This is a genomic window from Celeribacter halophilus, assembly GCF_018860305.1.
In the GTDB taxonomy this organism is placed as follows: domain Bacteria; phylum Pseudomonadota; class Alphaproteobacteria; order Rhodobacterales; family Rhodobacteraceae; genus Celeribacter; species Celeribacter halophilus_A.
Genome location: NZ_JAHKPE010000012.1, coordinates 16,160 through 39,255, shown reverse-complemented (window position 1 = coordinate 39,255; position 23,096 = coordinate 16,160). Strand labels below are relative to the sequence as shown.

Annotated in this window: 20 protein-coding genes; 7 read left to right on the top strand and 13 right to left on the bottom strand. The window is 58.0% G+C overall.

Annotated features, from left to right (window positions below):
- Nucleotides 1-2: 2 nt before the first annotated feature.
- The 7 genes from KO492_RS01430 to KO492_RS01400 form a co-directional block, all read right to left on the bottom strand.
- Nucleotides 3-452, bottom strand: a complete 450-nt coding sequence (locus tag KO492_RS01430) for a tripartite tricarboxylate transporter TctB family protein (protein WP_216043337.1) — start codon at nt 450-452, stop codon at nt 3-5.
- A gap of 139 nt (nt 453-591) precedes the next feature.
- Nucleotides 592-1,557, bottom strand: coding sequence for a Bug family tripartite tricarboxylate transporter substrate binding protein (locus KO492_RS01425; RefSeq protein ID WP_216043336.1), 966 nt, complete (start codon nt 1,555-1,557; stop codon nt 592-594).
- 631 nt (nt 1,558-2,188) lie between these two features.
- Nucleotides 2,189-3,709: an aldehyde dehydrogenase (NADP(+)) gene (locus KO492_RS01420; protein WP_216043335.1), complete on the bottom strand. Its 1,521-nt coding sequence runs from the start codon at nt 3,707-3,709 to the stop codon at nt 2,189-2,191.
- 3 nt (nt 3,710-3,712) lie between these two features.
- The gene (locus KO492_RS01415; RefSeq protein WP_216043334.1) at nt 3,713-4,438 is read right to left on the bottom strand and encodes a ribonuclease activity regulator RraA; all 726 of its coding nucleotides are present in this window, start codon (nt 4,436-4,438) and stop codon (nt 3,713-3,715) included.
- 417 nt (nt 4,439-4,855) lie between these two features.
- Nucleotides 4,856-6,136, bottom strand: a complete 1,281-nt coding sequence (locus KO492_RS01410; protein ID WP_216043333.1) for a TRAP transporter large permease — start codon at nt 6,134-6,136, stop codon at nt 4,856-4,858.
- 3 nt (nt 6,137-6,139) lie between these two features.
- Nucleotides 6,140-6,763, bottom strand: coding sequence for a TRAP transporter small permease (locus tag KO492_RS01405; protein ID WP_231730453.1), 624 nt, complete (start codon nt 6,761-6,763; stop codon nt 6,140-6,142).
- Nucleotides 6,760-7,773 carry a TRAP transporter substrate-binding protein gene (locus KO492_RS01400; protein WP_216043332.1) on the bottom strand — a complete coding sequence of 338 codons (1,014 nt, stop codon included), beginning with the start codon at nt 7,771-7,773 and terminating at the stop codon, nt 6,760-6,762. The genes KO492_RS01405 and KO492_RS01400 overlap by 4 nt, the downstream gene beginning before the upstream one ends.
- Nucleotides 7,774-8,294: 521 nt before the next feature.
- Here KO492_RS01400 and KO492_RS01395 point away from each other — a divergent pair.
- The 6 genes from KO492_RS01395 (at nt 8,295) to repC (ending at nt 14,838) form a co-directional block, all read left to right on the top strand.
- Nucleotides 8,295-9,356 carry a methionine ABC transporter ATP-binding protein gene (locus KO492_RS01395; protein ID WP_066598732.1) on the top strand — a complete coding sequence of 354 codons (1,062 nt, stop codon included), beginning with the start codon at nt 8,295-8,297 and terminating at the stop codon, nt 9,354-9,356.
- On the top strand, nt 9,346-10,020 hold the full coding sequence (locus KO492_RS01390; RefSeq protein WP_066598735.1) for a methionine ABC transporter permease: 675 nt from the start codon (nt 9,346-9,348) through the stop codon (nt 10,018-10,020). Before KO492_RS01395 ends, KO492_RS01390 begins: the two co-directional genes overlap by 11 nt.
- Nucleotides 10,021-10,056: 36 nt before the next feature.
- Nucleotides 10,057-10,845 (top strand): MetQ/NlpA family ABC transporter substrate-binding protein, encoded by a 789-nt coding sequence (locus KO492_RS01385; RefSeq protein ID WP_066598737.1) that lies wholly within the window; start codon nt 10,057-10,059, stop codon nt 10,843-10,845.
- Nucleotides 10,846-11,252: 407 nt separating this feature from the next.
- On the top strand, nt 11,253-12,440 hold the full coding sequence (gene repA, locus KO492_RS01380) for a plasmid partitioning protein RepA (protein ID WP_066598739.1): 1,188 nt from the start codon (nt 11,253-11,255) through the stop codon (nt 12,438-12,440).
- Complete coding sequence (gene repB / locus KO492_RS01375) at nt 12,437-13,468, top strand: plasmid partitioning protein RepB (RefSeq protein ID WP_066598787.1); 1,032 nt, start codon at nt 12,437-12,439, stop codon at nt 13,466-13,468. The genes repA and repB overlap by 4 nt, the downstream gene beginning before the upstream one ends.
- A gap of 155 nt (nt 13,469-13,623) precedes the next feature.
- Complete coding sequence (gene repC / locus KO492_RS01370) at nt 13,624-14,838, top strand: plasmid replication protein RepC (protein WP_216043331.1); 1,215 nt, start codon at nt 13,624-13,626, stop codon at nt 14,836-14,838.
- A gap of 209 nt (nt 14,839-15,047) precedes the next feature.
- On the opposite strand, the gene KO492_RS01365 is transcribed toward repC, so the two are convergent.
- The 5 genes from KO492_RS01365 to KO492_RS01345 form a co-directional block, all read right to left on the bottom strand.
- Nucleotides 15,048-16,133 carry a Gfo/Idh/MocA family protein gene (locus tag KO492_RS01365; protein ID WP_216043330.1) on the bottom strand — a complete coding sequence of 362 codons (1,086 nt, stop codon included), beginning with the start codon at nt 16,131-16,133 and terminating at the stop codon, nt 15,048-15,050.
- A 228-nt stretch (nt 16,134-16,361) separates the two neighbouring features.
- Complete coding sequence (locus KO492_RS01360) at nt 16,362-17,333, bottom strand: Bug family tripartite tricarboxylate transporter substrate binding protein (RefSeq protein ID WP_216043329.1); 972 nt, start codon at nt 17,331-17,333, stop codon at nt 16,362-16,364.
- A 62-nt stretch (nt 17,334-17,395) separates the two neighbouring features.
- On the bottom strand, nt 17,396-18,901 hold the full coding sequence (locus tag KO492_RS01355; RefSeq protein WP_066598745.1) for a tripartite tricarboxylate transporter permease: 1,506 nt from the start codon (nt 18,899-18,901) through the stop codon (nt 17,396-17,398).
- 49 nt (nt 18,902-18,950) lie between these two features.
- Complete coding sequence (locus KO492_RS01350) at nt 18,951-19,460, bottom strand: tripartite tricarboxylate transporter TctB family protein (RefSeq protein WP_216043328.1); 510 nt, start codon at nt 19,458-19,460, stop codon at nt 18,951-18,953.
- Nucleotides 19,461-19,719: 259 nt separating this feature from the next.
- Complete coding sequence (locus KO492_RS01345) at nt 19,720-20,676, bottom strand: AEC family transporter (RefSeq protein ID WP_216043327.1); 957 nt, start codon at nt 20,674-20,676, stop codon at nt 19,720-19,722.
- Between the two features lie 502 nt (nt 20,677-21,178).
- Between KO492_RS01345 and KO492_RS01340 the strand changes: the two genes are divergently transcribed.
- Nucleotides 21,179-22,198, top strand: a complete 1,020-nt coding sequence (locus KO492_RS01340; protein ID WP_216043326.1) for a Gfo/Idh/MocA family protein — start codon at nt 21,179-21,181, stop codon at nt 22,196-22,198.
- Between the two features lie 96 nt (nt 22,199-22,294).
- Here the strand turns inward: KO492_RS01340 and KO492_RS01335 are convergent, their stop codons facing one another.
- Nucleotides 22,295-23,074, bottom strand: a complete 780-nt coding sequence (locus KO492_RS01335; RefSeq protein WP_216043325.1) for an alpha/beta fold hydrolase — start codon at nt 23,072-23,074, stop codon at nt 22,295-22,297.
- Nucleotides 23,075-23,096: the final 22 nt, after the last annotated feature.

Here is a 23,096-nt window from a genome sequence, read left to right as displayed (position 1 = left end):
GTTCACCCCCACAGGGTCGGGAGACGGACCCCGAACAGTTTCTGGAACATGACATAGCAGATTGCGACAATCGCTGCCGAAATCACTGCCTTCAAAACGAGCTTCTCCACAGAGGAGAAAATCACGATCAAGGCAAAGACGAACAGGCCGGAGGAGATGAAATATCCCACCGTCCGGAAGGCCATAATATAGACGAAAATGGCCGCAATGACCCAGAGATGGGTGTAGACCCGTGGTGCGTCAGATACGGTTTTTCCGGATGTTTCCCGCCGGTTCTGCACGATGAGAATGGTGGAAAAAAGGATCGCCGCCGCCCCTACGAGAATGGGAAAGAACGAGGGGGTCAAACCGCTTTCTGCGACGGGTGCGCCGAGGCTCATGGCCGAGACAAGATATCCGACAGACACGGCAAGAATGAGAAAGAGAAAGGAGTTTTGCCTGTTTAAGAACATCGTTTTCTCCCGATGTGGGGTGGGTCTTGAGCAAACGCGCGGCGTCTGCGAGTCAACTGCGGCTTTTGCAGAGCCTTTGAGAGGTGATGCCCCCGACGCGGCATGGAACACCGGTCGGAGACATGTGTAGCCTGACAGATTACAGGTTCAGGTCGTCCATCAGGGAGAAGGTTTTCTCCTGAAGCGCATCCACCCAGCCGTTCACCTCGTCAGAGCCGAGCCAGTCCGGGGTCACGCCAACCTGAGCGAGCCAGCTTTGGAACTCTTCGCTGTCATAGGCGGTTTTGAAGGCGCTTTCGATCACTTCAACGGCTTCGTCGGGCGTGCCCTTCGGTGCGGCCAGAACAATGAAGCTACCGGTTTGCAGATCATAGCCCTTGGAGCTGATTGTCGGCACATCGGTGTAGGTCATGTTCTGCACGGAAGTCAGTTCGATCACGCCTTTGGCGTCGCCGGACTCGATGATGCCGCTGAAATCGCCAAGGCTGGAAATCGCCGCATCCAGTTCACCGGAGAGAAGCGCTTCGGCTTCTGCGCTGGACGAACCGGCATAGGTGATCACGTTGAAGTCGACATCCAGCAGGCTTTCAAGCTGGTAAGCCGAAAGATAGGGACCGGAGCCTTTCGGAGCCACGCCGACGCGCACTTTGCCGGGGTTGGCTTTGGCCTTTTCAACCAGCTCTTCAAAGGTGTTGATGCCGGAATGTTTCGAGACGACGATGGCATCGGCTTCGCTGGTGATGCGGGCGATCAGCTTCATGTTTTCCAGACCATAGCCCGGAACCATCTGGCCGCGCGGCAAGGTGATGACGCTGTCATAGGTCAGAACGCCGACTGTGTGACCGTCGGGGCGCGCGCTTGTCATCTGGACCAGACCTGTTGCCGTAACCGCGCCTGCGATGTTTTCGACATAGATCGATTTGGGCAGATCCTGTTCGGCAATGTTGCTGATCTTGCGCGAAATCGCATCAGCGCCGCCGCCAGCGGGCCACGGCACGATCAGGCGAATGTCGCGGGTCGGGAAATCGGCCGCAGCAACGGATGTTCCGACAATACAGGCGCCGAGCGCCAGCTTGAGTGTGTTTTTCAGGCCTTTGGAAAACATATATCTGTTCCTCCTATCACAGATGATGCCGACGCGATGCGTCTGGCGGGTGACCTGATCCGGCGGCGGCAGAGTGGCGTATCGTACCAGTCATTTGCTTATGGATCAGGGTGGTCATGTTGCGCAGATGCAAGGTCTGAAACCGTTTCGACCTCACATGAGCTTTAGAAATTGGACGGGATGTGGCGGTGAACTGCGCCGGCTTCCTGTCAGATGCATGCAACCGTGGTGCACCTCATGCCCGCGCAGGCGCGAGCACTCAAATCCTCCCTCTTTTCGAGCCGAAGCTCTCCCTCTTAACACATGCGCCCGAAGGTGCCTGTGAACCTTGATTTACTCTACAAGACTGATTTTACAAATCAACGAAAAAGTTTACCTATTTTTACGAATTTGCCACATTCGAAGCGTATTTATTTACGAAAATCCCTTAAATTTGGTGAATTAGGCGATCTGCGCGGTTTAGTTGCAAAAATATGTAAATGGGCTTTGATGCGATTCTCGCGATCTTGCTGCGCTCGCGAGTTTCCCTCTTATGCGCGGTCAGCGGCCTGTAAGGAAGCCTTGGCGCAATAAAGAGGTCCGCCATCACGATAGAGTGTAACGGCGGACCGGAGGCGGGATGATCTGAAGGTTAGACCGACAGAAGATCCTTGGGGAGGAGCGCCTCGGGGAGGTTCTGGTAGCAAACGGGGCGCAGGAAGCGGCGGATCGACAATGTGCCGACCGATGTTGCGCCAAAATTCGTGCTGGCCGGATAGGGGCCGCCGTGAACCATCGTGTCGCAGACTTCGACACCTGTCGGGAAGCCGTTGGCCAGCACCCGTCCGGCCATGCGCTCAAGGATCGGCAAAAGGTCACGGGCGAAGTCGATGTCGCCGTCATCCATTTGCAGCGTCGCGGTGAGCTGCCCTTTGAAGCTTTCGGCAATTTCCAGCATCTGTGCGGCGTCTTTCACGCGGATCACCAGACCGAGCGGGCCAAAGACCTCCTCGGCCAGAACCTCGTCCGCGAGCCAGTCGGCGGCGGAGACTTCAAAGAGATAGGGCGCAGCATCGCGGCCTTCGCAAGAGGTGGTCAACAGGGATTTGACCCCTGCCCCTTCGGCCACGCGGCGAGCGCCGTTGCGATAAGCCTCCGCCATGCCATCAGTTAGCATGGTCTGTGCGCTCACAGCTTCGAGACCTGCTTTCGCAGCGGTCACAAACTGATCCGCGTCGGAGCCTTCCACCACAAGCGCAATTCCGGGGTTGGTGCAGAACTGACCAACGCCCATCGTGAGGCTTCCGGCCCAGTCCGCACCGAGTTTTTCACCACGGTTGGCTGCCGCTTCCGGCAGGACAAACATCGGGTTAACGCTGCCAAGCTCGCCGAAGAACGGGATCGGCTCGGGCCGCGCTGCGCACAGGTTGAAGAGCGCACGCCCGCCGCCGAGGCTGCCGGTGAAGCCCACACCCTTGATCCGTGGATCGGTGACAAGCGCCTCGCCCACGGCACGGCTTCCGCCCTGCACAAGGCTGAAAATACCGGCGTCCATTCCGCAGGATTTGACCGCAGCGGTGATGGCGTCGGCTACGATTTCACCCGTGCCAGGGTGCGCACCGTGGCCTTTGACCACAACCGGACAACCCGCAGCCAGAGCCGCCGCCGTATCGCCACCGGCCACAGAGAAGGCCAAGGGGAAGTTGGACGCGCCAAACACGGCCACAGGCCCGATAGGACGCTGCATCATGCGCAGATCGGGACGCGGGAGCGGCTGGCGCTCCGGCAGGGCTTCGTCATGGCGACGGTCGAGATAGTCACCATTGCGGATATGCGTTGCAAAAAGGCGCAACTGGCCGGTCGTGCGACCGCGCTCGCCGACAAGGCGGCCTTCCGGCAGGCCGGTTTCCGCGCTGCCGATTTCGGTGATCGCGTCACCACGGGCGTCGATCTCGTCGGCAATGGTCTCCAGAAGCACAGCGCGCGCTTCGCGTGTCGTGGCGGCAAATCCGGCGAATGCCTTATGGGCGGCCACACAGGCTTGCGCCACAAGCTCCGGCGTTCCGGCCGAAAAATCAAAGGCCTGACCTGTGGCCGGAGCGGAGGAAAACTGTGTGTCGGTTGCGATTTTCTCACCTGCGATCAGGTGACATCCATGCGGTGTATAGCTCATTGTTCAGCGTCCTTCACGTTCGCGCCATGCGTTGTATTTTTCGAGATTTTCTTCATCCGTGCCCGGATAAAGCCCGATGATACCGGCGCCTTGATTGACTTGTTCCAGAACGAAATCCTCATAGGACTCCATGCCGGTGCACTCTTCTGCGATCTCGTCGGCCAGATGCGCGGGGATCACCATCACACCGTCACCATCGCCGAGCATCACATCTCCCGGAAACACAGCCGCGTCACCGCAGGAGATCGGCACGTTGATGTCGATCGCCTCATGCAGCGTCAGGTTGGTCGGCGCGGAGGGGCGGGCGAAATAGGCGGGCATGTCGAGTGCGGCGATGCCTGCGGCGTCACGCACCCCACCGTCGGAGACCACACCGGCCGCGCCGCGGATCTGCAGACGTGTGACAAGGATCGAACCGGCGGTGGCCGCGCGGCTGTCCTTGCGCGCATCCATCACCAGCACATGACCTTCAGGGCAGGTTTCGACAGCGACGCGCTGTTTGTGGTCGCGCTCGCGGAAGACGGTGATCGGGTTGCGATCCTCGCGTGCCGGAATGTAGCGCAGGGTGAAGGCCTGACCGACCATCGTCACCGGCTTGTCCCCGATGGGCACCACGCCTTGCACAAACTGGTTGCGCAGCCCGCGTTTATAGAGCGCCGTGGCGACGGAGGCGGTGGAGACTTTCATCAGCTTCTCGCGCGTCTCGTCAGATAAAATGTAATCACTCATGATTTCTTCCCTCAGGTGCGGCCCTGCTCGGCCGGATGTGTCCTTTTTCGAGCCCGCAGGGGCTCGCATCAAAGCAATTCAATGCCGGTCTATGTCAGAGGGTCCGTTGATGATCCGCAAAAGGGCGCAAAGCGCCCGTCGCACGGTTCAACACATCAGCTCCTCCCAAACTCCATCGCTGGTGTTGAGGCTATGAGTAGCCCGATTTGTTATATTTGTCCATAGTTGTTAACTTATGAGTGCTATAATTCGCAATTTATCGGGGAATTCTCCCGTAATTCTGATACAGAAATTACAAATATGCTGTAAAAATCCGTTGTGAAAACATGCGCAAAGCACAGGCTCGAAAGCCGTGCTTTTCACATCAGAATCAATCTGGGAGGGTGGCTGTGTCTTGCTCTGACGACAGGGCGGTGGTCAGGTTAGAAACAAGACCAGACCGGGGATCGCTGTCACCAGCGCGATGCGCAGGATGTCCATGACAACAAAAGGCAGGAGACCGCTAAAGATCGTGCCCAGTTTCACGTCGGGAACGACAGAGCGCAGCACGAAGGCGTTCATCCCTATGGGCGGTGTGATGTAAGAGATTTCCGTCACCATGACGACAAAGATGCCGAACCAGATCAGATCAATCCCGTGGGCCGCCGCAATCGGGAAAAACACCGGCACGGTCAGCATGATCATCGACAGGCTCTCCAGTACGCAGCCTAGCACCAGATAGATGCACAGGATAATCAGGATGAAGGCGAGCCGGCTTTCTCCGAAGACGGAGAGGAAATTCTGAATATCCCCCGTCATGCCCGACATATTAACGTAATTGGAAAAGGTCAGTGCGCCAAAGAGGATGAAGAACATCATCGCTGTGGTTTTCATCGTGTCATAGAGCACGCTGAGAAAGCTGGCCCATGTGAACTTGCCGGAGAGGACGACAAGCAGGAAGGCGCCCCCTGCCCCCATGCCGGCGCTTTCGGTCGGGGTGAAGACGCCGAAATAGATCCCGCCCATGACAAAGGCGAACAGGACAATCGCCCCCGCTGTGCCCTTGAGTGCGCGGATGCGGTCGAGCAGCGGCAGTTTTGGTTCTGTCGGCAGGTCGATCTTGCGCAAATGCAGCGAGAGACGCACGGCCATGGCATAGCCGATGATGCCGATCAGCCCGGGGATGAGACCGGCCAGAAAGAGTTTGCCGATGTCCTGCTGCGCCATGATGCCGTAAAACACGAGAATGACCGAGGGCGGGATGAGAATGCCGAGTGTGCCGCCCGCTGCAATCGAAGCGGTGGAAAGCTGGTCCGGATAGCCGAACTTGCGCATCGAGGGCAAAGCGATCCGCGTCATTGTTGCCGCCGTGGCCATAGACGAGCCGCAGACCGAGGAAAACGCGCCGCAGGCCACCACGGTTGCCGTGGCCAATCCTCCCTTGCGGTGCCGCAACCACGCATAGGCGGAGGTGTATAGTTCGGAGGCGATGCCCGATTGCACAACGAAATTCCCCATCAGAAGGAACAGTGGCAGAACCGAGAGGGAATAATCGCGCCCGTTGTCAAAAAACACGGACCCCAGAAGCGATAGCGCAGGCGTCCAGCCGATAATTGCTGCGACGCCGACAAGCCCCACACCCGTCAGGGCAAAGGAGATCGGCACACCGAGAAACAACATAAGGGCAAGCACCGCCATGCCAAACGGCCAGTTTTCCATCGTCTATCCTTCGGGTGTGCTTTTGTCGTGTGTGCTCTGCGCGCGATCTGTGCGCCGCCGTCCGAACAGGGCAAGCACAGGCATAATGCCGGAGACAATCGCGGTGATGATCCCGCCCGCAAAGGCACAAATCGCGCAGAAATAACCCAGCGGAGCAATCGGAATGCCCAGATTGGTGGTGGTCCCGCCATAGCCGCCGATCTGGCCCGCATAGATCCAGACCCGCCATGCCACCACGAACAGCACCACGGCAGAGAACAGACCAATCGCGAATTTGCGATAGGGCTGGATCGCATCGGGCAGTCTGTCGGTGACGAGATCAACGACCACATGATCGTCGGACAGGGACACAGCCCCCAGTCCGAGAAAGATCGTCGCGCAGAGCAGCACTTCGGTCATTTCGGCGGCCCCCTTGATCGGGGCGTTGAACAGGTAGCGGCCGATCACATCCGCGACGGTCAGTCCCATCATCGCCGTCAAAAGCAGCCCGCCGAGCGCGGCCAGCACCATCCCACCGCGTCCGAGCGCCTTGAGAGAGGCCACCGGTTCGACAGAAGAGGTGACAGGAGGTGACATGCCTGCCGCCTCCTGTGTGGTCTCGGGCCGCAGGTCTGCGGGGTGGCTCATTTGGAGATGTCCACCTTCGCGGCTTCTGCCTTGAGAGCTTGGAAAATGGCGGGGCCGTCGAGACCGGTTTCCGAGACTTCGGCAAGTTTCGCGTCAAACACGGGCTGGAGCGCCTCGGTCCACGCGGCCATTTGTTCCTCGGTCGCAGGCGTTATGGTCGTCTGACCTTCCATCGCGGCAAGACCCGCAGCATCGGCACGGTCCCACATTTCACCGGCCATCCGCGCAAGCGCTTCGCCGGTCACACTGTCAATCGCCGCTTGGTTTTCGGGGCTCAGGCTTTCCCATTTCGCCTTGTTCATGACGATATAGAAAGAGGTGTTATACAGCCCGCCCGGCACAGAGACGCCAATGGGCAGTTCGGGGATGAGTTTGAAAAAGCTCACGGATTCATAGGGGAAAAGGATACCGTCCGCGACGCCTTGGCTCAAAAGCTCGTAGGATTTCGACGATGGCCCTTCGACTGGCACGGCCCCTAAAGCGGAGACGATCTCATGAACGATCCCGCCGCCCACGCGCAATTTGGTGCCCTGCATCAGGTCCGGCGAGGTCGGGTCGGCGTCTTTGAAAAAGACTTCGCCCGGCCCGTGGCTGAAAACCGCCAGAACCTTCACATCATCATATTCGCCCGCCTCGCGCAGGGTCTCGTCAAAGATGCGCCAGTAGGCGACAGAAAGCGCCTCGGCACTGTCGGAGAGGAAGGGCAATTCGACGAGGCTGGTGGTCTTGAACCGCCCCGGATTGTAGCCCTGCACGCCAAAGGTGATGTCGGCCACACCGTTCACGGCAAAATCGAAATGCGCCGCGGGCGGTCCCAAGGGGGCGGGCAGGATGTTGGCCACCACGTCCCCACCGGTTGCTTCTTTGATCTGTTCGGTCATCGGCACGATCAACTCGGAGACCAGCGGATGTGACGGCGGAAGCCAGTTGGCCACGGTCAGAGTCGTTTCAGCCAGAGCAGAAGTGCTGAGGGCGAGCGTCAGAGCTGCGCTGTGGAGGAAATATTTCATAGACTTGGCTTTCCTGTTGTGGCCGCAAGGGGGGTGCAGAGGTCTTGCCCTGAAATGCCGGTGGAATTCCAGCATTCCGACGGAAGACAAAAGCATTTTTGCATGACCGGCCTCGCAAAGGGCAAAGTTTAGGCATTCTGCCAATGGGTGTCTCAAGAGACCGTTTCGTTAATCGCGCCTTGGGTGACGGGAAAACGACCTCTTGAGACTTCTTAGCAGCGCATAAATGAAAGATGCAACGTGTCTTGAGTTTTGTCTTGCGGTGGGAGCCCGAGGGAAAGCACCGCAAAGTTGCGCGCAGAAAGAAGAATGTTCTCCCCTGTCCCCGCGAATCTTCCCGCCTTTGGCGCGACCGTTTCGGGCGCATCGGAACAGGTGTTTCGCATTTTTCCCGTCTTTTGGGACAGGCGCGGCGCGCACAGGGGCGTTAAAGTGGCAAAGGCACCTTGAACCTTCCGGATCATTCATGTCTATCGCAGCTTTGAACAGAACCTGTGAATTGGGCCTTTGGGATCAGAACCATGACGTCACATGACGGCCAAGCCGCCTCCATCATTTTCGACCGTGTCGGGAAGTCCTTTGCCAAGCCGGGCGGAGGGACGGTTTCCGCGATCAGCGATGTGTCCCTGACGGTCGAGGCCGGCACGATCACCGGCATTATCGGGCGCTCCGGCGCGGGCAAGTCCACGCTGCTGCGGATGGTCAACGGGCTGGAACGTCCGACGTCGGGCAAGGTTCTCGTGGGTGATCAGGACGTGGGCGCGGCCCAAGGCGTGAAACTGCGCACTATTCGCCGTGACGTTGGCATGATCTTCCAGCATTTCAACCTGTTATCCTCGCGCACCGTGTCGGAGAACATTGCCCTGCCCTTGGAAATCGCGGGCATGGCCGCATCCGACATCAAGGCACGGGTGGCCGATCTGGTCGAGCGCGTGGGGCTTTCCGCACAGGCGGACCGCTATCCGTCCGAACTATCCGGCGGCCAGAAACAGCGTGTCGGCATTGCGCGGGCCTTGGCCACAGAGCCGAAAATCCTGCTCTCGGACGAGGCCACATCGGCGCTGGACCCTGAGACGACGCAAACGGTTCTGTCGCTTTTGAAAGACATCAACCGCGAGCTGGGGCTAACCATCCTGTTGATCACCCATGAAATGGCCGTGGTCCGTGACATCGCAAGCCATGTGGCGGTGATCGAAGGCGGCAATATTGTCGAGGCAGGCACAACCTATGATGTGTTCACCGCCCCGCAACATCCGACGACGCGTTCGTTCCTCTCCGGTGTCACAGGCGTGACGCTTCCGGCCTTTATCAAGGACAAGATCACACAGCAGCGCCCCGAAACCGGTGGCGAGGAAGTGATCCGTGTGACCTTTGCGGGCAAACATGCCACCGACCCGATGCTCGCACTGTTGACCCGCGATCTTGGGATCGAGGTCAATATTCTCGCTGGTGCCGTTGAAGAGATCGGAACGCGGCCGTTTGGCAATCTGCTTGTGTCGCTTGATGCCCAAAGAGGCAAAGAGGCGCGGGCCTATCTCGAACGCCACGGGCTTTTGACGGAGGTGCTTGGCTATGTCGGCTAATCTCATCAACCTTTTGATTCAGGCCACAGGGCAGACGCTCTACATGGTCGCGATCTCCACCTTTCTCGGCACGCTTTTTGGCCTGCCTCTGGGTGTGTTCCTTGCCATTTCCCAACGCGGCGAGTTGCTCTCCGCGCCTTGGGTGAACAAGGTTCTGGGCCTCGTTGTCAATGCCACCCGCTCCGTGCCCTTTATCATTCTGGTCGTGGCGATCATCCCGTTCACCCGCGCCATTGCGGGCACCTCGATCGGGACAACAGCGGCCATCGTGCCCCTGACCATCGCTGCCGTGCCCTTCATCGCGCGTCTGGTGGAAAACGCCATTCGCGAAGTTGATGGCGGGTTGATCGAAGCGGCCCGCGCGATGGGGGCTACCCCGTTCCAGATCATCCGCAAAGTCCTGATCCCGGAGGCCCTGCCCGCGATCACCCTCGGCCTGACCCTCGCCGTGGTGAGCCTCATCGGTTACTCGGCAATGGTCGGCGCCGTGGGCGGCGAAGGTCTCGGTGATCTCGGGATCCGCTACGGTTATCAACGGTTTATGCCGGATGTCATGGCCGTTGTGGTCGTGATCCTCATTGTTCTCGTCCAGCTTGTGCAATCCATCGGTGAATGGATCGCCACCCGCGTGGACAAACGCGCCCCCAAAGGGCGTGGCCAATAATTCCCCATTCATAACCGCATCGTAAGGAGATTACACATGCTGCGCGTTGCAACCCTTTCCGCCTCTCTGGCCTCCGCTCTGGCGCTGATGGCCTCTGCTGCCATGGCCGAAGAAATCAAGGTCGGTGTTTCCCCCGGCGAACATGCCGAAATCATGGAAGAAGTCGCCAAAGTCGCAGCACCCATGGGGCTCGACATCGATGTAGTGGAATTCTCCGACTATGTGATCCCGAACACCGCGCTGGCGGATGGGGACATCGAGGCCAACTCCTTCCAGCATGTTCCCTATCTGGAAAACCAGATGAAGGACCGCGGGTTTGAACTGGTTGTTGTCGGCAACACCATCACCACGCCGATGGGGATTTACTCCGACAAGATTGACGATCTGGCCAATCTCGAAGACGGTGCCAAAGTCGCCATCCCGAACGACCCGACCAACGGTGGTCGCGCCTTGTTGCTTTTGCAGGATTTGGGTCTCATCACGCTGGCCGAAGGCACGGGTCTCGTGCCCAGCCCGCTCGACATCGAGGACAACCCCAAGGGGCTGAAATTCCTCGAACTTGATGCCGCGCAACTGCCGCGCACGCTTGCGGATGCAGAGATCGCGATCATCAACACCAATTACGCCATCGCCTCGGGCCTCAGCCCGAAAGACGATTCCATCGCGATGGAAAAAGCCGACAGCCCCTATGTGAACGTCATCGTTGTGCGCAAAGGCGACGAGGATCAACCGTGGGTCAAGACGCTGGTCGAGGCCTATCACTCCGATGAGGTCAAAGCTTTTATCGACGACAGCTACCACGGTGCTGTGATCACCTCCTGGTAATCTCCGGCGTTTTGTGAAGATTTTACGCTCCGCCGGATTTGGCGGGGCGTTTTTTATGCGCTTTGGTTTATGCGCTTTGACCCTGTTCCGGCCAAGAATCGTCGCCCTTCCGGTCCTGTGCCGTGACTCGCATCAACTGGCGCCTGTGCGTCGGATTCGTCTCTAATCCAGCCGAACAGGACTTTCAGGGCAGGTTTTTCGTTGTAGCCCGCAGTTCTGTGGTCACTACATGTAGAATCTTCTTGCGCGACTCCCCCTCTTTTGGCAATAGTCACGGAAAAGAAGCGATAAACGCCATCTTCCGTGAACACGGTTCGACTGTAAGGCGCAAAAGCAGGCAAAGACGCAGGGACAGACAAGGCACACCGAGAGACATGTGCCACGATCTGCGGAGATAGAGAGAGCAGATGACGAGCAATTCTACGCATGAAGATCTGAATGCGGTGATCCGTCAACACTCCGAGTGGTTGGCCAACCAGCTGCATTCGCAGCGCGAAAGCCTGTTTCCGCCGGATGCCTCTAAAACCATGCGCAAATTCATGTCCGGCGAGGCGGCCGCGCTTTTGGGAGTAAATGACTCCTATCTGCGCAAGCTGCATCTCGACGGCAAAGGCCCCTCCCCCGAACTGACACCGGGCAACCGGCGGCTCTATTCCGCGCAGGACATTCAGGACCTGCGGGTTCTGCTGGAGAAAACCGCGCGCAAACCGGGGGATTACCTGCCCGGTCGTCGTGACGGCGATCATATGCAGATCATCGGCGTGATGAATTTCAAAGGCGGCTCCGGCAAGACCACCACCGCCGCGCATCTGGCCCAACGGCTCGCACTTCTGGGCTACCGCGTCCTTGCGATCGATCTCGATCCGCAGGCCTCGCTGACAGCCCTGCATGGCGTGCAGCCGGAGTTCGATCTCGTTGACGGCGGAACGCTTTACGATGCGATCCGCTATGACGATCCGGAACCGATCCGCAACGTCATCCGCCCGACCTATATTCCCAATCTCGATCTGATCCCCGGCAACCTCGAATTGATGGAATTCGAACACGAAACCCCGCGCGCGCTGGCGCAGGGCAATGCGGGTCTGTTCTTCTTCCGCGTGAAAGAGGCGCTGGCGCAGGTGGACGGGGATTATGATGTGGTGGTCATCGACTGTCCGCCGCAACTGGGCTTTCTGACCATGTCGGCGCTGTCGGCCTCGACCGGTGTTCTGGTGACGATCCACCCCGAGATGCTGGATGTCATGTCCATGTCGCAATTCCTGCGCATGACCGCCGATCTGATGGATGTGATTGCCGAAAGTGGCGCGGATATGTCCCATGACTGGATGCGCTATGTGCTCACCCGTTACGAGCCTTCGGACGCGCCGCAAAACCGGATCGTGGCCTTTCTGCGCACCATGTATGGCGAGACGGTGCTCAACGCGCCGATGCTCAAATCCACCGCGATTTCGGATGCAGGTCTGACCAAACAGACACTTTACGAGGTGGAACGCTCCGCCTTCACCCGCTCGACCTATGACCGCGCGATTGAAAGCCTCAATGCGGTCAATGACGAGATCGCAGCCTTGATTCAGAAAACATGGGGGCGCTCATGACCAGCAGCAAGAAAAAGCGGATGTCCATGCTCGACAGTCTCGCGGCGGCGGGCACGCCGGCGCCAACTGCGGCGACCTCGATGATGTCGAGCAACCGTGCGCTGCGCTCGGCTCGTGATGCGGTTGACAGCCACCGCGTCTGGGAACTGGATCCGGCGCTGGTCATTGACGAGCGCGTGTCGGACCGGCTTGATCCCGATGACGTGGCCGATCTGCGCGATGCCATCGAGGCCAACGGCCAGACCGTGCCGATCCTTGTGCGGCGTCACCCCGAAATTCCCGATCACTACCTTCTCGTCTACGGGCGGCGGCGGCTTGAGGCCATCCGCTCTTCCGAGAAGGTCGAAAAGATCCGTGCCCTTGTGGCCAATCTCGACGATGATGCCGCCGTGCGCGCGCAAATCTCCGAGAACATGGCGCGGCGCGATCTGTCCTATATCGAAAAAGCCCTGTTTGCCAAAGAACTGGTCGAACAGGGCTTCGGCACCCAGGCCCATGTGGCCGAGGTGCTGACGGTGACGAAATCTTCGATCTCCATGGCACTGACCATTGTCGAAATGGTCGGCCCCGATCTCATCCGTGCGATCGGACCTGCCCACGGCATCGGGCGGCCCCGTTGGGATGCGCTCGGGCGCGGGATTGAAGAGACCGGCGCGGATCGTGAGGCGCTCATTGGCATTGCCGATGATGTCTATACCTCCGCGAATGTGGCTGTGGTCGTCGATGATGTCACCATCGACAATAACGAACTGTCTGTTGCGGCGTTTGAAGCCGTGTCAAAGGCGGTCACAACACAGCAGAAGGCGGCGCAGGCCGTCACCAAAGCCCCCGATCCCGCCCGTCCGAAACCGCGTGTCCTCACCGTTGATGGCGCGCGCGGCGGTGTGGTGAAGCGCACGTCGAAAGGCGTGGCGATCACGCTTGAGAGCGGGGAATTCGCAGATTGGGTCGAGGCGGAAGCCGAAGACCTCATACAAGAGCTTCACCGGCGCTGGAAAACGCGTCGGGAAGAACCAACAGAGCAGTAAAGGAGGCACGGCACGACAAAAGATAAGGCCCCGTAAAGACACGCTCTACGAGACCCTAACTTGTTTCTAGCACTCTCAAGGTAGTGGCCAGAGCTCTCATCCGCAAGTCAAAAGTGATTCGCGGAACGGGATATTTTTGTCTTCGTGAAAAATATATGGACTACACACCTGTCTCGCCGTTCCGGCGGACCATTGATGCTGTCTTGTTGAAGCATCAATCACGTCAGCCCTCAGCGCTGCCGCCAAGCGGCGTGAACAAATGGGAAGCCCTGCGCGAACTCTCTGCGGCGCGAGAACATTTCGGCCTCACCGATCGTGATATGACGGTGCTTCAGGCCCTGGTCAGCTTCTATCAGAACACCATTCTGGGCGGGAACGAGACCGATATGGTCGTTCATCCGTCCAACAAGTCGATCTGCGAGCGCCTGAACGGGATGCCTGCGTCGACCATGCGCCGTCATCTCGGCCATCTGGTCCACGCCGGTGTGATCATCCGCCGCGACAGCCCGAACGGGAAACGGTATGCGCGTCGTTTTGGGGAGGACAAGATCGTCTACGGTTTCGATCTCTCGCCACTAGCTTTGCGCTATACAGAGTTCTGCGAGGCCGCCGAAGAGGTGAGGGCAGAAGCCGAGCGTTTCAAGCGTCTGCGCGAGGCTGTGAGCCTGATGCGGCGTGATCTGGCAGCTCTGAGCGTCTATGGCTACGAGATGCGGCCTGATCTGTCTATCTGGGACCAGTTCTCCGACCTGGCGGCTCTGACAGCCCGTGATCTTCGTCGCAAGCTGACCTGTGATGATCTGGACAAGATGTATGACATACTGCGTGGGGCTTTGGACCGTGCAAGATCCATTCTCGAACCTTCTGAAACAGAGAATATGAGCACCAAAGAGTCTCAAAGTGAGCATCACTATCATAATTCAACTAAAGACTCATATGATTCTGAACTTCCCCAAGAATTGGGAAAAAGCGCAGCGGCTGAGCCGGAACAGACAGAACCGGAAACAGAAGAGGTGCCTGTAAGTGAGGACAAGACCCCTTCCCTTCCAAACCTGCCGCTTGGTCTCGTGCTCAGATCCTGTCGGGAGATCCTGACCTATGCCGATGGCAGCGTGCGACACTGGCATGAATTTGTAGGGCTGGCAGAACGGGTGCGTCCAATGATGGGGATTTCCCCGTCTGCGTGGGAAGAGGCCAAACAAAATATGGGACCGGCGGAAGCTTCTGTCGTTCTGGCGGCGATGCTTGAGAAAATTTCCGACATCCGCTCCCCCGGTGGTTATCTGCGCAGCCTGTCTGCCAAGGCCGCGGTGGGCGAGTTCTCGTCCGGTCCGATGGTTATGGCCCTAATGCGTCGTGAGGCGGCATGATTTGCGCGGTTCCGTTCCGTGCGGGAATGCTCTCACAGAGGACGTGGAGTTCGAGGTTGCCTACGAGGGATTTGTTCCGATACGGGCATTTCTCAAGCTGCGACACAAAAAAGACCCCGCCGATACATTCGGCAGGGCAAGTCTTTGAAACCTGTTGTCCGGATTGGACCAAGGGCGTGAACCGTCCGGCGCGCGCCCTTACCGTAACGCTAGGCCGCGTCGGAATTCTTCGCGGCAATCATATCCGCCAGCAGCGACAGAGAATGATTGGAAAGCGGAAGGTCCACGGGATCACCGGTCTCTGCCGAAATGTCGGCGGCCAGATAGCTTTCCATCACCATGCGGGCATGTTCGGGCGAAACGACCGGATCATTGTCGAGCAACACGCTTTCGAGGAAATGGATCGTTTCCGGCCCCATCTGGCCCGCATACATATGATCCACATGTTCGCCCGGCATGGTGGACATAGGAAACTGCGTGCCGCCTTCGACCGAGTTGAACCAGTTGTCGCGTGAGGTGTCATCCAGAACCAGAGAGCCTTCGGTGCCGGTAATTTCGATCCATGTAGCGCAATAATTGGGATAGCTCGGCGGAAGGTTCCAACCGCCCCCGATCACGACCAAAGTGCCATTGTCCATATTTACCGTGTTCCACATACAGTCATAGGAGCCGTTGAGTTTCTCCATGTAGCCGTAGGCACCCTGCGAATAGACTTTGACCGGTTTCGCATCGAGAAGCCAAAAGACGAAGTCGAGATCATGGGTGGATTCCATTGCCGCAGGCGACAGCTTTACCCGTCCTGCGATCCGCGACCCGAGGCTGCGCGACAGATGACGGCTGACCATCACGTTGACGACCTTGCCAAGTTTGCCTTCCTTGATGGCTTTCTTGGCCCAGGCGATTTTCGGATTGAACCTTTGGGAATAGCCGATGGTAAATTTCACGCCCTTCTCACGGGCAATGTTGATCAGATCATCGGCTTCGGCCAGTTCCATCGCGATAGGTTTTTCCAGCAAGACATGCTTGCCCGCCTTCAGACAATCTCGCGCAATCGGGTAATGGGTCGGCTCCGGCGTGGTGGAGATATAGACCACCTCGATGGCAGGATTGGACACGATGTCCTGATAGTCGGAGGTCGCGCTCGCCGGATTGGTCAGCGCCTTCATCTCGGCCAGTCGCTCCGGCCGGATTTCGCAAATATGGAGCTTGTCGACGAGTGCGGATTTGGCCAAGGATTCCGCACGCATACCGCCACACCAGCCCGTTCCGATTACGGCCACTTCTACTTGTCTCATCAATGCTCCAATCCTTTATAAGGGGTTGATCATTTTTACGAATTACCGGAATTGCCAGCAAACAAGCTTTGCTGATAGAGGCTATGCGATCTGCTGAAGCCGCGCTTTTTTTCTGCACATTTGTAACCCGTGCAAATCCTTGAACCGCCTTGTTTGAAAACAAAAAAACGCCGCGATTGCTCGCGGCGTCGGGTCTTTGGAATATGTGCTTTGATCTGTGGTGTGACCTTATTGCGAGGTCAGTTTCTCCACGAGCTCTTTATAGGCCTTGCTTTGTCCGGCCCGCATCGCGTCATATTCTTCGGCGCCAAGAACCTCGATGTTCTCGCCAAGGCGTCCCATCATATTGGCAAAGGTCTGGTCTTCCGCCAGTTTGGAGAAGGCATCGCGCAAAAGGGCCAGCGCATTCTCGGGCGTGTCTGCCGGTGCGAGAACGACGCGGTGCATAAAGCCGATGTCACCTTCAACGCCAACTTCGGCAAAGGTCGGGACGTCGTCGAACATCCGCTCTTCACCCGCGGTTGCCAGAATCCGCACGGTGCCGGCTTCGACATGGCTTGCAAGCGATGAGGGGAAACCCATCGTCACATCGGCATCCCCACTGAGCAAAGCCTGCAAAGCGGGGCCGCCCCCTTGGTAGGGCACGAGATTCCACTGCATATCCAAGGCGGTCATCATCTGCGCCGCCGGAACAAAGAACGCGCCCCAGTTACCGGAATGAGCCATTCGAATTTTGCCCGGATTGGCCTTGGACGCCTCGACCAGATCCTCGAAGGTTTGATAGGTGCTGTCGGCTTGCACCGCGACGGCCGCTGGGGCGTAGTTCACACGCGCAACGGTCACGAAATCCTCAAGCGGATCATAGGGCAGCTTGTCTACATATTGCTGAAGCTGGTCGGCATAGTTGTGTGTGAAAAGAAGCGTATAACCATCCGCCGGTGCATTCGCGACTTCCTGCGCCCCTTTTTGGGCCCCTGCCCCCGGTGTCAGACGCACAATCACGGCCTGATTCAGATAGGACGGCAGGATAGAGGTGATGACACGCCCGTTCAGATCATGCGATCCGCCCGCGCTAAACGGGATCACCATTGTGATGGGTTTTTCGGGATAGTCCGCAGCGGCAGGTGCCACTGTGCCCGTGAGGGCGGCGGCGGCAACCGCCATCGCGGCCATGGTTTTCTTGGTCAGTTTCGTCAACATGTCTCTCTCCCTTGTTGATCTTTTGGTGATGAGGTGCCTCCTCGCAGCTCATCTGTGATATTTTATTGTTTTTGTTGTATTGTTTTGCTCAGTGCCGAAGTTCCGTAGAGCCGTTTCCAGAGGAAATATCCAAGGACGGGTGCAGCAATCAGGACACAGAGCGCGCCCAGTCTTTCGGTGGCAAAGAAGACAAGCGCATTGCCATTTGCCATCGCGGCGGTCTGTCCGAAGGCGTATTCCATTGATGGCCCCAGGATAAAGCCCATCACCATCGGCATGACATCGAACCGTGCGGCTTTGGCGACGATCCCGAAGGCCCCGAAGGCCACGAGGATCAGAAGATCGGTCGGATCGGAGCGGTATACATAAGTGCCCGCAAAGGCGAACATGATCACTAGCGGGATCAGGATCGAGGTCTTGATCGTCACGATTTTCGAGAAGAACGGGATCGACAGATAGCCGATCAAAAGGAACAGCAGGTTTGCAATGACCATTGCGATCAGAATGGCAAAGACGGTTGCCCCCTGTTCTTCAAACAGTTGCGGACCGGGGCGTAGACCTTGGGCCACGAAAGCGCCCAGAAGGATAGCGGTCACGTTGTCGCCCGGAATCCCCAGCGTCAGAAGCGGCACCATCGTCGGCCCGTTCACCGCATTGTTGGCGGCTTCGGCGGCGGCGACCCCTTCGATTTCTCCCTCGCCGAAGGTTTCGGGATGTTTCGAGGCATTTTTTGCTGCCGTATACCCCATCATCGCGGCGACGATCTGGCCAAGACCCGGCACAATGCCGATCCCCGTGCCGATCACCGTGGAACGGGCAATCGTCGGCATACAACGCCGGAACTCGGCGCGGGTCAGACGTTCCCCGACCAGAGCCGCCAGTTTGCGACCCTTTTCCTGACGCATGATGACATTTGCCACCTCGGGCAGGGCGAACACACCGATCAGCATGGGCAAAAGCGGAATTCCGGAACGCAGATCAAACAGACCAAAGGTAAAGCGTTCCGCACCGGCAAGTGGATCGGTGCCAACAAAGGACAGCCATAGACCCAACATCATCATGATCAGGCTCTTGAGCGGGTTGGCACCGGAGGTGGCGGCAATGATAATCAGGCTCAAAAGCAGCACGGCAAAGAGTTCCGGCGGCCCGAACTGCATCACCATATAGGCGATGGGGAACATCATGAAGATGGTGAAAATATCGCTGAACGTGTCCCCCGTGACCGAAGAAAACAGCGCCATATCAAGGGCTTTTCTGGATTTCCCCTGCTGTGTCAGCTTGTAGCCGTCGCGCGATGTTGCCACCGCCGCACCGGTTCCGGGCATGGAAATCAGGATCGCCGGCACGGAGCCGCCGAAGATACCGCCCTTGTATATGCCCAGCAGAAAGGGAATCCCCACGATCGGTTCGAGAAAAAACGAGATCGGCAAAAGGATCGCCATGGCCATGAGGGTGGTAAACCCCGGCAAGGAACCTACAAGCATGCCGGAAAACAGGCCGACACACATAAGGGCCATGGTGTCGAAGCGCATTGCCATAGCAAAGCCTTCGGTGAATAGGTCAAACATTTTGGCCTCTTGAGTTGGACATTCTGAGGGTCTGGTTCAGGCGTGGCGATCAGAACAGTTTTGCGAAAAACAGTTCGATCACGTTGAGTTCCGGCAAGGACACAGCGAGCAATCGTGTCGCCGAGAGATAAAGGGAGACAGGACCGACCAGAGACACAAGTCCGATCTGGATCGGCGAACGCGCCCCCATTTGGAGCGAAATCAGGATCAGGCTGATGGCAGTCGAGATCAGAAACCCAAAACTCTGCATCGTCAGGCTGTAGAGGATCATGATTCCGAAAAAGATTCCCGCGCGGATCCATTCATCGCGATAAAGCCCTTTGGTCGGCGTTTCCGCCAGATCGGTGCGCAAGAGAAAGAGGGCGGCGATGCACATCAGCGCAAGCAGGGTCAGCACGATCATCGGAAAGGCGGATGGCGAGATGGCCGAAAGCGATTGACCGAAGAGTGCTTTGGGTTTGGCCACCAGACTGTTGATGAAGATCAGCGACATGACAGAACAGGTCAGTAACGCGCCAAGGGTCAGAACTTCGGGGGTCGGGGAAAGTTTGCGAAACATCTCGGCCCTCCCCTAGTGGTCCGCGACACAGGCAGAATGCGTGCTGCGCTGTGTTTCGGCGGTCCGCATGTGTTTGATACAGAACGAAATTCCGGATACACTCCGGTTGTGCGTGGTCTTCATATTTCCTCCCTTGCGCCTCGACAGTTTCCGGGGATGTTGCATCCCCTCCGTCGCGGCACCTCTCCTTTGCCACTTTGCTGTGGCGTTTTATTCTTCACCTGACCGGCTCACGTCGGTTCAGGGAGTGTGTGTTTGCCTATCCCTTTGTGGCGGGGCGGGTATCAACAACCTGCGGCATGTGCCGAAGTTGCGCGATCTCATCCCCGTTTGCCGCGATTTTCAGTCCTCCCCAGACCAGAAGCGGCAGACAGACAAGCGTCATAACCGTCGATACGACGACCGTACCGGCGACCTGTTTTGCGTTGCGCTGATAGCGATCCGCGAAAACGAACATTAATACGGCGGTGGGCATGGTTGCCATAAGAAAGACGATCCCCGCCACGGTCCCGCTCAGCCCGAGCAGGCTGATGACAATGGTCGCTGTGATCAGCCCGATGGACAAACGCCCGACCGCGACGATCAACGCCGGACGCAGATCGGCCACCTGAAGCGTGGCCAGCGAGGCGCCGAGCAGCAAAAGCATCGACGGCACCATCATGCCCCCGAGAATTTCGGTTGTGCTGGAAACAACGGCGGGCACGGGCAGCCCCGTCCATGTAACGAAAAGCACCGCAAGCACGGAATAGATCAGCGGTTGCTTGAGCAGGGATTTGGCCGAGAAACTTCCCGAATAAATCGCAAGCCCCAAGGTGTTCTGAACGATAGCGACGACGAAGAAATAGGCCACCGCGAGCGCCAATGCGCTGTCTCCGAAAGTCAGAACGACCAGCGGAATGCCCATATTGCCTGAATTCGGCATCATGAGTGTCGGAAGATAGCTGCGCACAGGTGATTGTGTGAGGGTGAGGGCCAAAAGGCCCAAAGCGCCAGCCACCCCGATACAAAGTAGCGCCGCGCTCGCCATTTCGCGCAGCGTGTCGAAGGTCACATGCAGCGCCGTCAAACTGCTGAAGATCAGACAGGGCGTTGCGACCAGCAACACGGCGTTGCTCAGGGTGCGGGTTTGGAATTCCACCGAAGATCGGCCCAGAAGATAGCCAATCGCCGTGATCGCCATAATCGGCCCGACAATGTCGAAAAGCTCTATCAACATCCTTTGCCCCTATGGAATATATTGCGATCATTGCGTGTCTCGGCCTTTCGGACAGATTGCATTGTGGACGGGGAAAAGCGCGGCGCACCATTCGGTTTTGTGGTTTCAACTGAAATTTGGTGCATAATTGCCGTTCTCCTCCCCAGGTGTTCGGCTGTGTCTGTTCAGAATGCCGCCAATGCCCGAAGACAGGAAATGGTGTTTTTGCCTAGCAGCCTTCAGAAATCCTGATAGTTAAGAAATCTTAAATTTCTGTTTAATGCAGGACGGTATTTTTACGGTTTTTGCCCGTGGTTTCAGGCGTTTCCACGAGATGCACCATCTCTATAGACAGGTATAAGATAGTTTGACAGGGCACATCAGATTACATTGTTTGAGCCGTGCCGAACTCCCCCGTTATCGTGTGAGAATATGTCCTCGAATGTGCACACCCGCGTGTTAACCGCGTGTGATAGAGCCTTTGAGTATAAAATAAAAACAATGACTTACGGGAGAGATACGCATGTCCGGAACCACTCAACCCTTCACTGTCGCCATCGCGGGTTTCGGATGGTGGGGCCGTCATATTGCGGCCCGTTTGCAAGACCATCCCTGGCTGAAAGTCGCGGGGGTGATCGAACCTGTCACCGCCAATCATGACGGCATCACCGCGATGGGGCTGAGCGCATGGTCGGATTTTGACGCGCCTCTGGCCCGCACCGATGTGGATGCGGTGATCCTGACCACGCCGAACCCGCTGCATGAGGCGCAGATTGCGCAGGTTACAGCCGCCGGAAAGCATGTGTTTTGCGAGAAACCTCTGGGTCTGACCGCCGACAGCGCCCGCCGTTCCGTGAAAGCATGCGAAGTCGCTGGGGTGCAATTGGGCATCGGTCATGAACGCCGCTTTGAACCGGCGATGCTGGCGCTGAAAGCAGCTCTTGAGGCCGAAGAACTTGGCACGATCATGCATGCCGAAGCCGCGTTCAGCCACGACAAGCTCATCGGAGTGCCCGCCAATGACTGGCGCACACGCAAGGATGTGTCGCCTGCGGCGGGGATGACGGCGATGGGGATCCACCTCAGCGATCTGTTGATCTCGTTCTTCGGCCCGATCAAGACGCTGCACGCCTTTACGGCGGACCGTTCGCTCGGTTGGGAAACCGGTGATGTGGTGACGGTCCAGATGAAATTCGAAGCAGGCATGACCGCAACCTTTAGCGCTGTGCTACACACGCCGCATTTCATCCGGATGCATGTTTTCGGCACGGAGAAATGGGTCGAAATTCTTAACGACAGCCATCCCGACACACCGGACGGCATCGTGCGCGTGCTCACGGGCATCAGCGGCGCGCCGGTTTCTCAAAAAGACTACAACTGGGAAGATGCGGTGACCGCCAATCTCGAAGCTTTCGCACGCGCCGCTAAAGGAGAGGCCCCCTACCCTTTCACCAATGAGGAGATGGTTCACAACATTCAGGTGCTTGAAGCCATCGCGCGTTCTGCGGAAACGGGTCAGGCGGTCGATCTGGCGGATGTCTGACTGCGACAGCGGGTTTCAACCAAGCTGAACAAAGCAAAAGGGCGCAGTCAAACCGCGCCCTTTTTTCTGTGGTGATTTCCTGTGGTGATGTTCGGCCTATGCGTCGAGATCGAGAAAACTCAAGATCGCGAGCATAAAGCCCTCCGGATTGTCGATGTTGATGATGTGTTTGGCATCCTTGACCTCGACATATTTTGCCTCGGGACAGGTCTGGGCAATGGCGCGCATCGCGTCCGGCGGTGCGGCCATGTCGTTCTCGCCCGCTACGAACAGCACCGGCACGCGCATTTCACCGAGATGGCGCAGGTAATCTAGCCCCATCAACGCATGGGCGCAGCCGCGATACCCCTCGGCGGTGGTCTGCAAAAAGCCCTCGCGTAGGGCTGCTTCCGCTTCGGGCCGTGTGCTGCGCGTCTCGTCGCTCAGCCACATGCCCACAGTGGCTTCCCAGACCCCTTCAATCCCTTTGTCATCCAAAATCGCCATGCGGTTGTGCCAGTTCTGGACAAAGGGCGGCGGCGCATCGGCGCGGGCGGCGCAGCAGATGATTTGGCTGATCCGCTCCGGTGCGGCCAATCCCAGCCCCAGCGCCGTCATCCCGCCCAGAGACAGGCCCATAACCGTCGCCGTTTCGACCTCATGCGCGTCGAGAACCGCCAGCACATCCGCGACAATATCATCGAAACCATAGGGCAATGGCGGTGTCGGGCTTTGGCCGTGACCACGGGTGTCGCAGCGGATCACGCGGTAATGGCTTTCCAGAAACGGCATTTGCGGGTCCCACATCGCCTGTGTGGCACCGAGGCTGTTGAGCAGCAGTAGAACAGGGGCATCCTGACGACCGGAAACGATGGAGTGAAGGAGGGCAGATGTCATGCGTAGTCAGCTTTCCAGACTT

Coding starts and splice junctions, on each gene's coding strand:
- KO492_RS01430 (WP_216043337.1), bottom strand. CDS start 452: ATGTTCTTAAACAGGCAAAACTCCTTTCTCTTTCTCATTCTTGCCGTG.
- KO492_RS01425 (WP_216043336.1), bottom strand. CDS start 1,557: ATGTTTTCCAAAGGCCTGAAAAACACACTCAAGCTGGCGCTCGGCGCC.
- KO492_RS01420 (WP_216043335.1), bottom strand. CDS start 3,709: ATGAGCTATACACCGCATGGATGTCACCTGATCGCAGGTGAGAAAATC.
- KO492_RS01415 (WP_216043334.1), bottom strand. CDS start 4,438: ATGAGTGATTACATTTTATCTGACGAGACGCGCGAGAAGCTGATGAAA.
- KO492_RS01410 (WP_216043333.1), bottom strand. CDS start 6,136: ATGGAAAACTGGCCGTTTGGCATGGCGGTGCTTGCCCTTATGTTGTTT.
- KO492_RS01405 (WP_231730453.1), bottom strand. CDS start 6,763: ATGAGCCACCCCGCAGACCTGCGGCCCGAGACCACACAGGAGGCGGCA.
- KO492_RS01400 (WP_216043332.1), bottom strand. CDS start 7,773: ATGAAATATTTCCTCCACAGCGCAGCTCTGACGCTCGCCCTCAGCACT.
- KO492_RS01395 (WP_066598732.1), top strand. CDS start 8,295: ATGACGTCACATGACGGCCAAGCCGCCTCCATCATTTTCGACCGTGTC.
- KO492_RS01390 (WP_066598735.1), top strand. CDS start 9,346: ATGTCGGCTAATCTCATCAACCTTTTGATTCAGGCCACAGGGCAGACG.
- KO492_RS01385 (WP_066598737.1), top strand. CDS start 10,057: ATGCTGCGCGTTGCAACCCTTTCCGCCTCTCTGGCCTCCGCTCTGGCG.
- repA (WP_066598739.1), top strand. CDS start 11,253: ATGACGAGCAATTCTACGCATGAAGATCTGAATGCGGTGATCCGTCAA.
- repB (WP_066598787.1), top strand. CDS start 12,437: ATGACCAGCAGCAAGAAAAAGCGGATGTCCATGCTCGACAGTCTCGCG.
- repC (WP_216043331.1), top strand. CDS start 13,624: ATGGACTACACACCTGTCTCGCCGTTCCGGCGGACCATTGATGCTGTC.
- KO492_RS01365 (WP_216043330.1), bottom strand. CDS start 16,133: ATGAGACAAGTAGAAGTGGCCGTAATCGGAACGGGCTGGTGTGGCGGT.
- KO492_RS01360 (WP_216043329.1), bottom strand. CDS start 17,333: ATGTTGACGAAACTGACCAAGAAAACCATGGCCGCGATGGCGGTTGCC.
- KO492_RS01355 (WP_066598745.1), bottom strand. CDS start 18,901: ATGTTTGACCTATTCACCGAAGGCTTTGCTATGGCAATGCGCTTCGAC.
- KO492_RS01350 (WP_216043328.1), bottom strand. CDS start 19,460: ATGTTTCGCAAACTTTCCCCGACCCCCGAAGTTCTGACCCTTGGCGCG.
- KO492_RS01345 (WP_216043327.1), bottom strand. CDS start 20,676: ATGTTGATAGAGCTTTTCGACATTGTCGGGCCGATTATGGCGATCACG.
- KO492_RS01340 (WP_216043326.1), top strand. CDS start 21,179: ATGTCCGGAACCACTCAACCCTTCACTGTCGCCATCGCGGGTTTCGGA.
- KO492_RS01335 (WP_216043325.1), bottom strand. CDS start 23,074: ATGACATCTGCCCTCCTTCACTCCATCGTTTCCGGTCGTCAGGATGCC.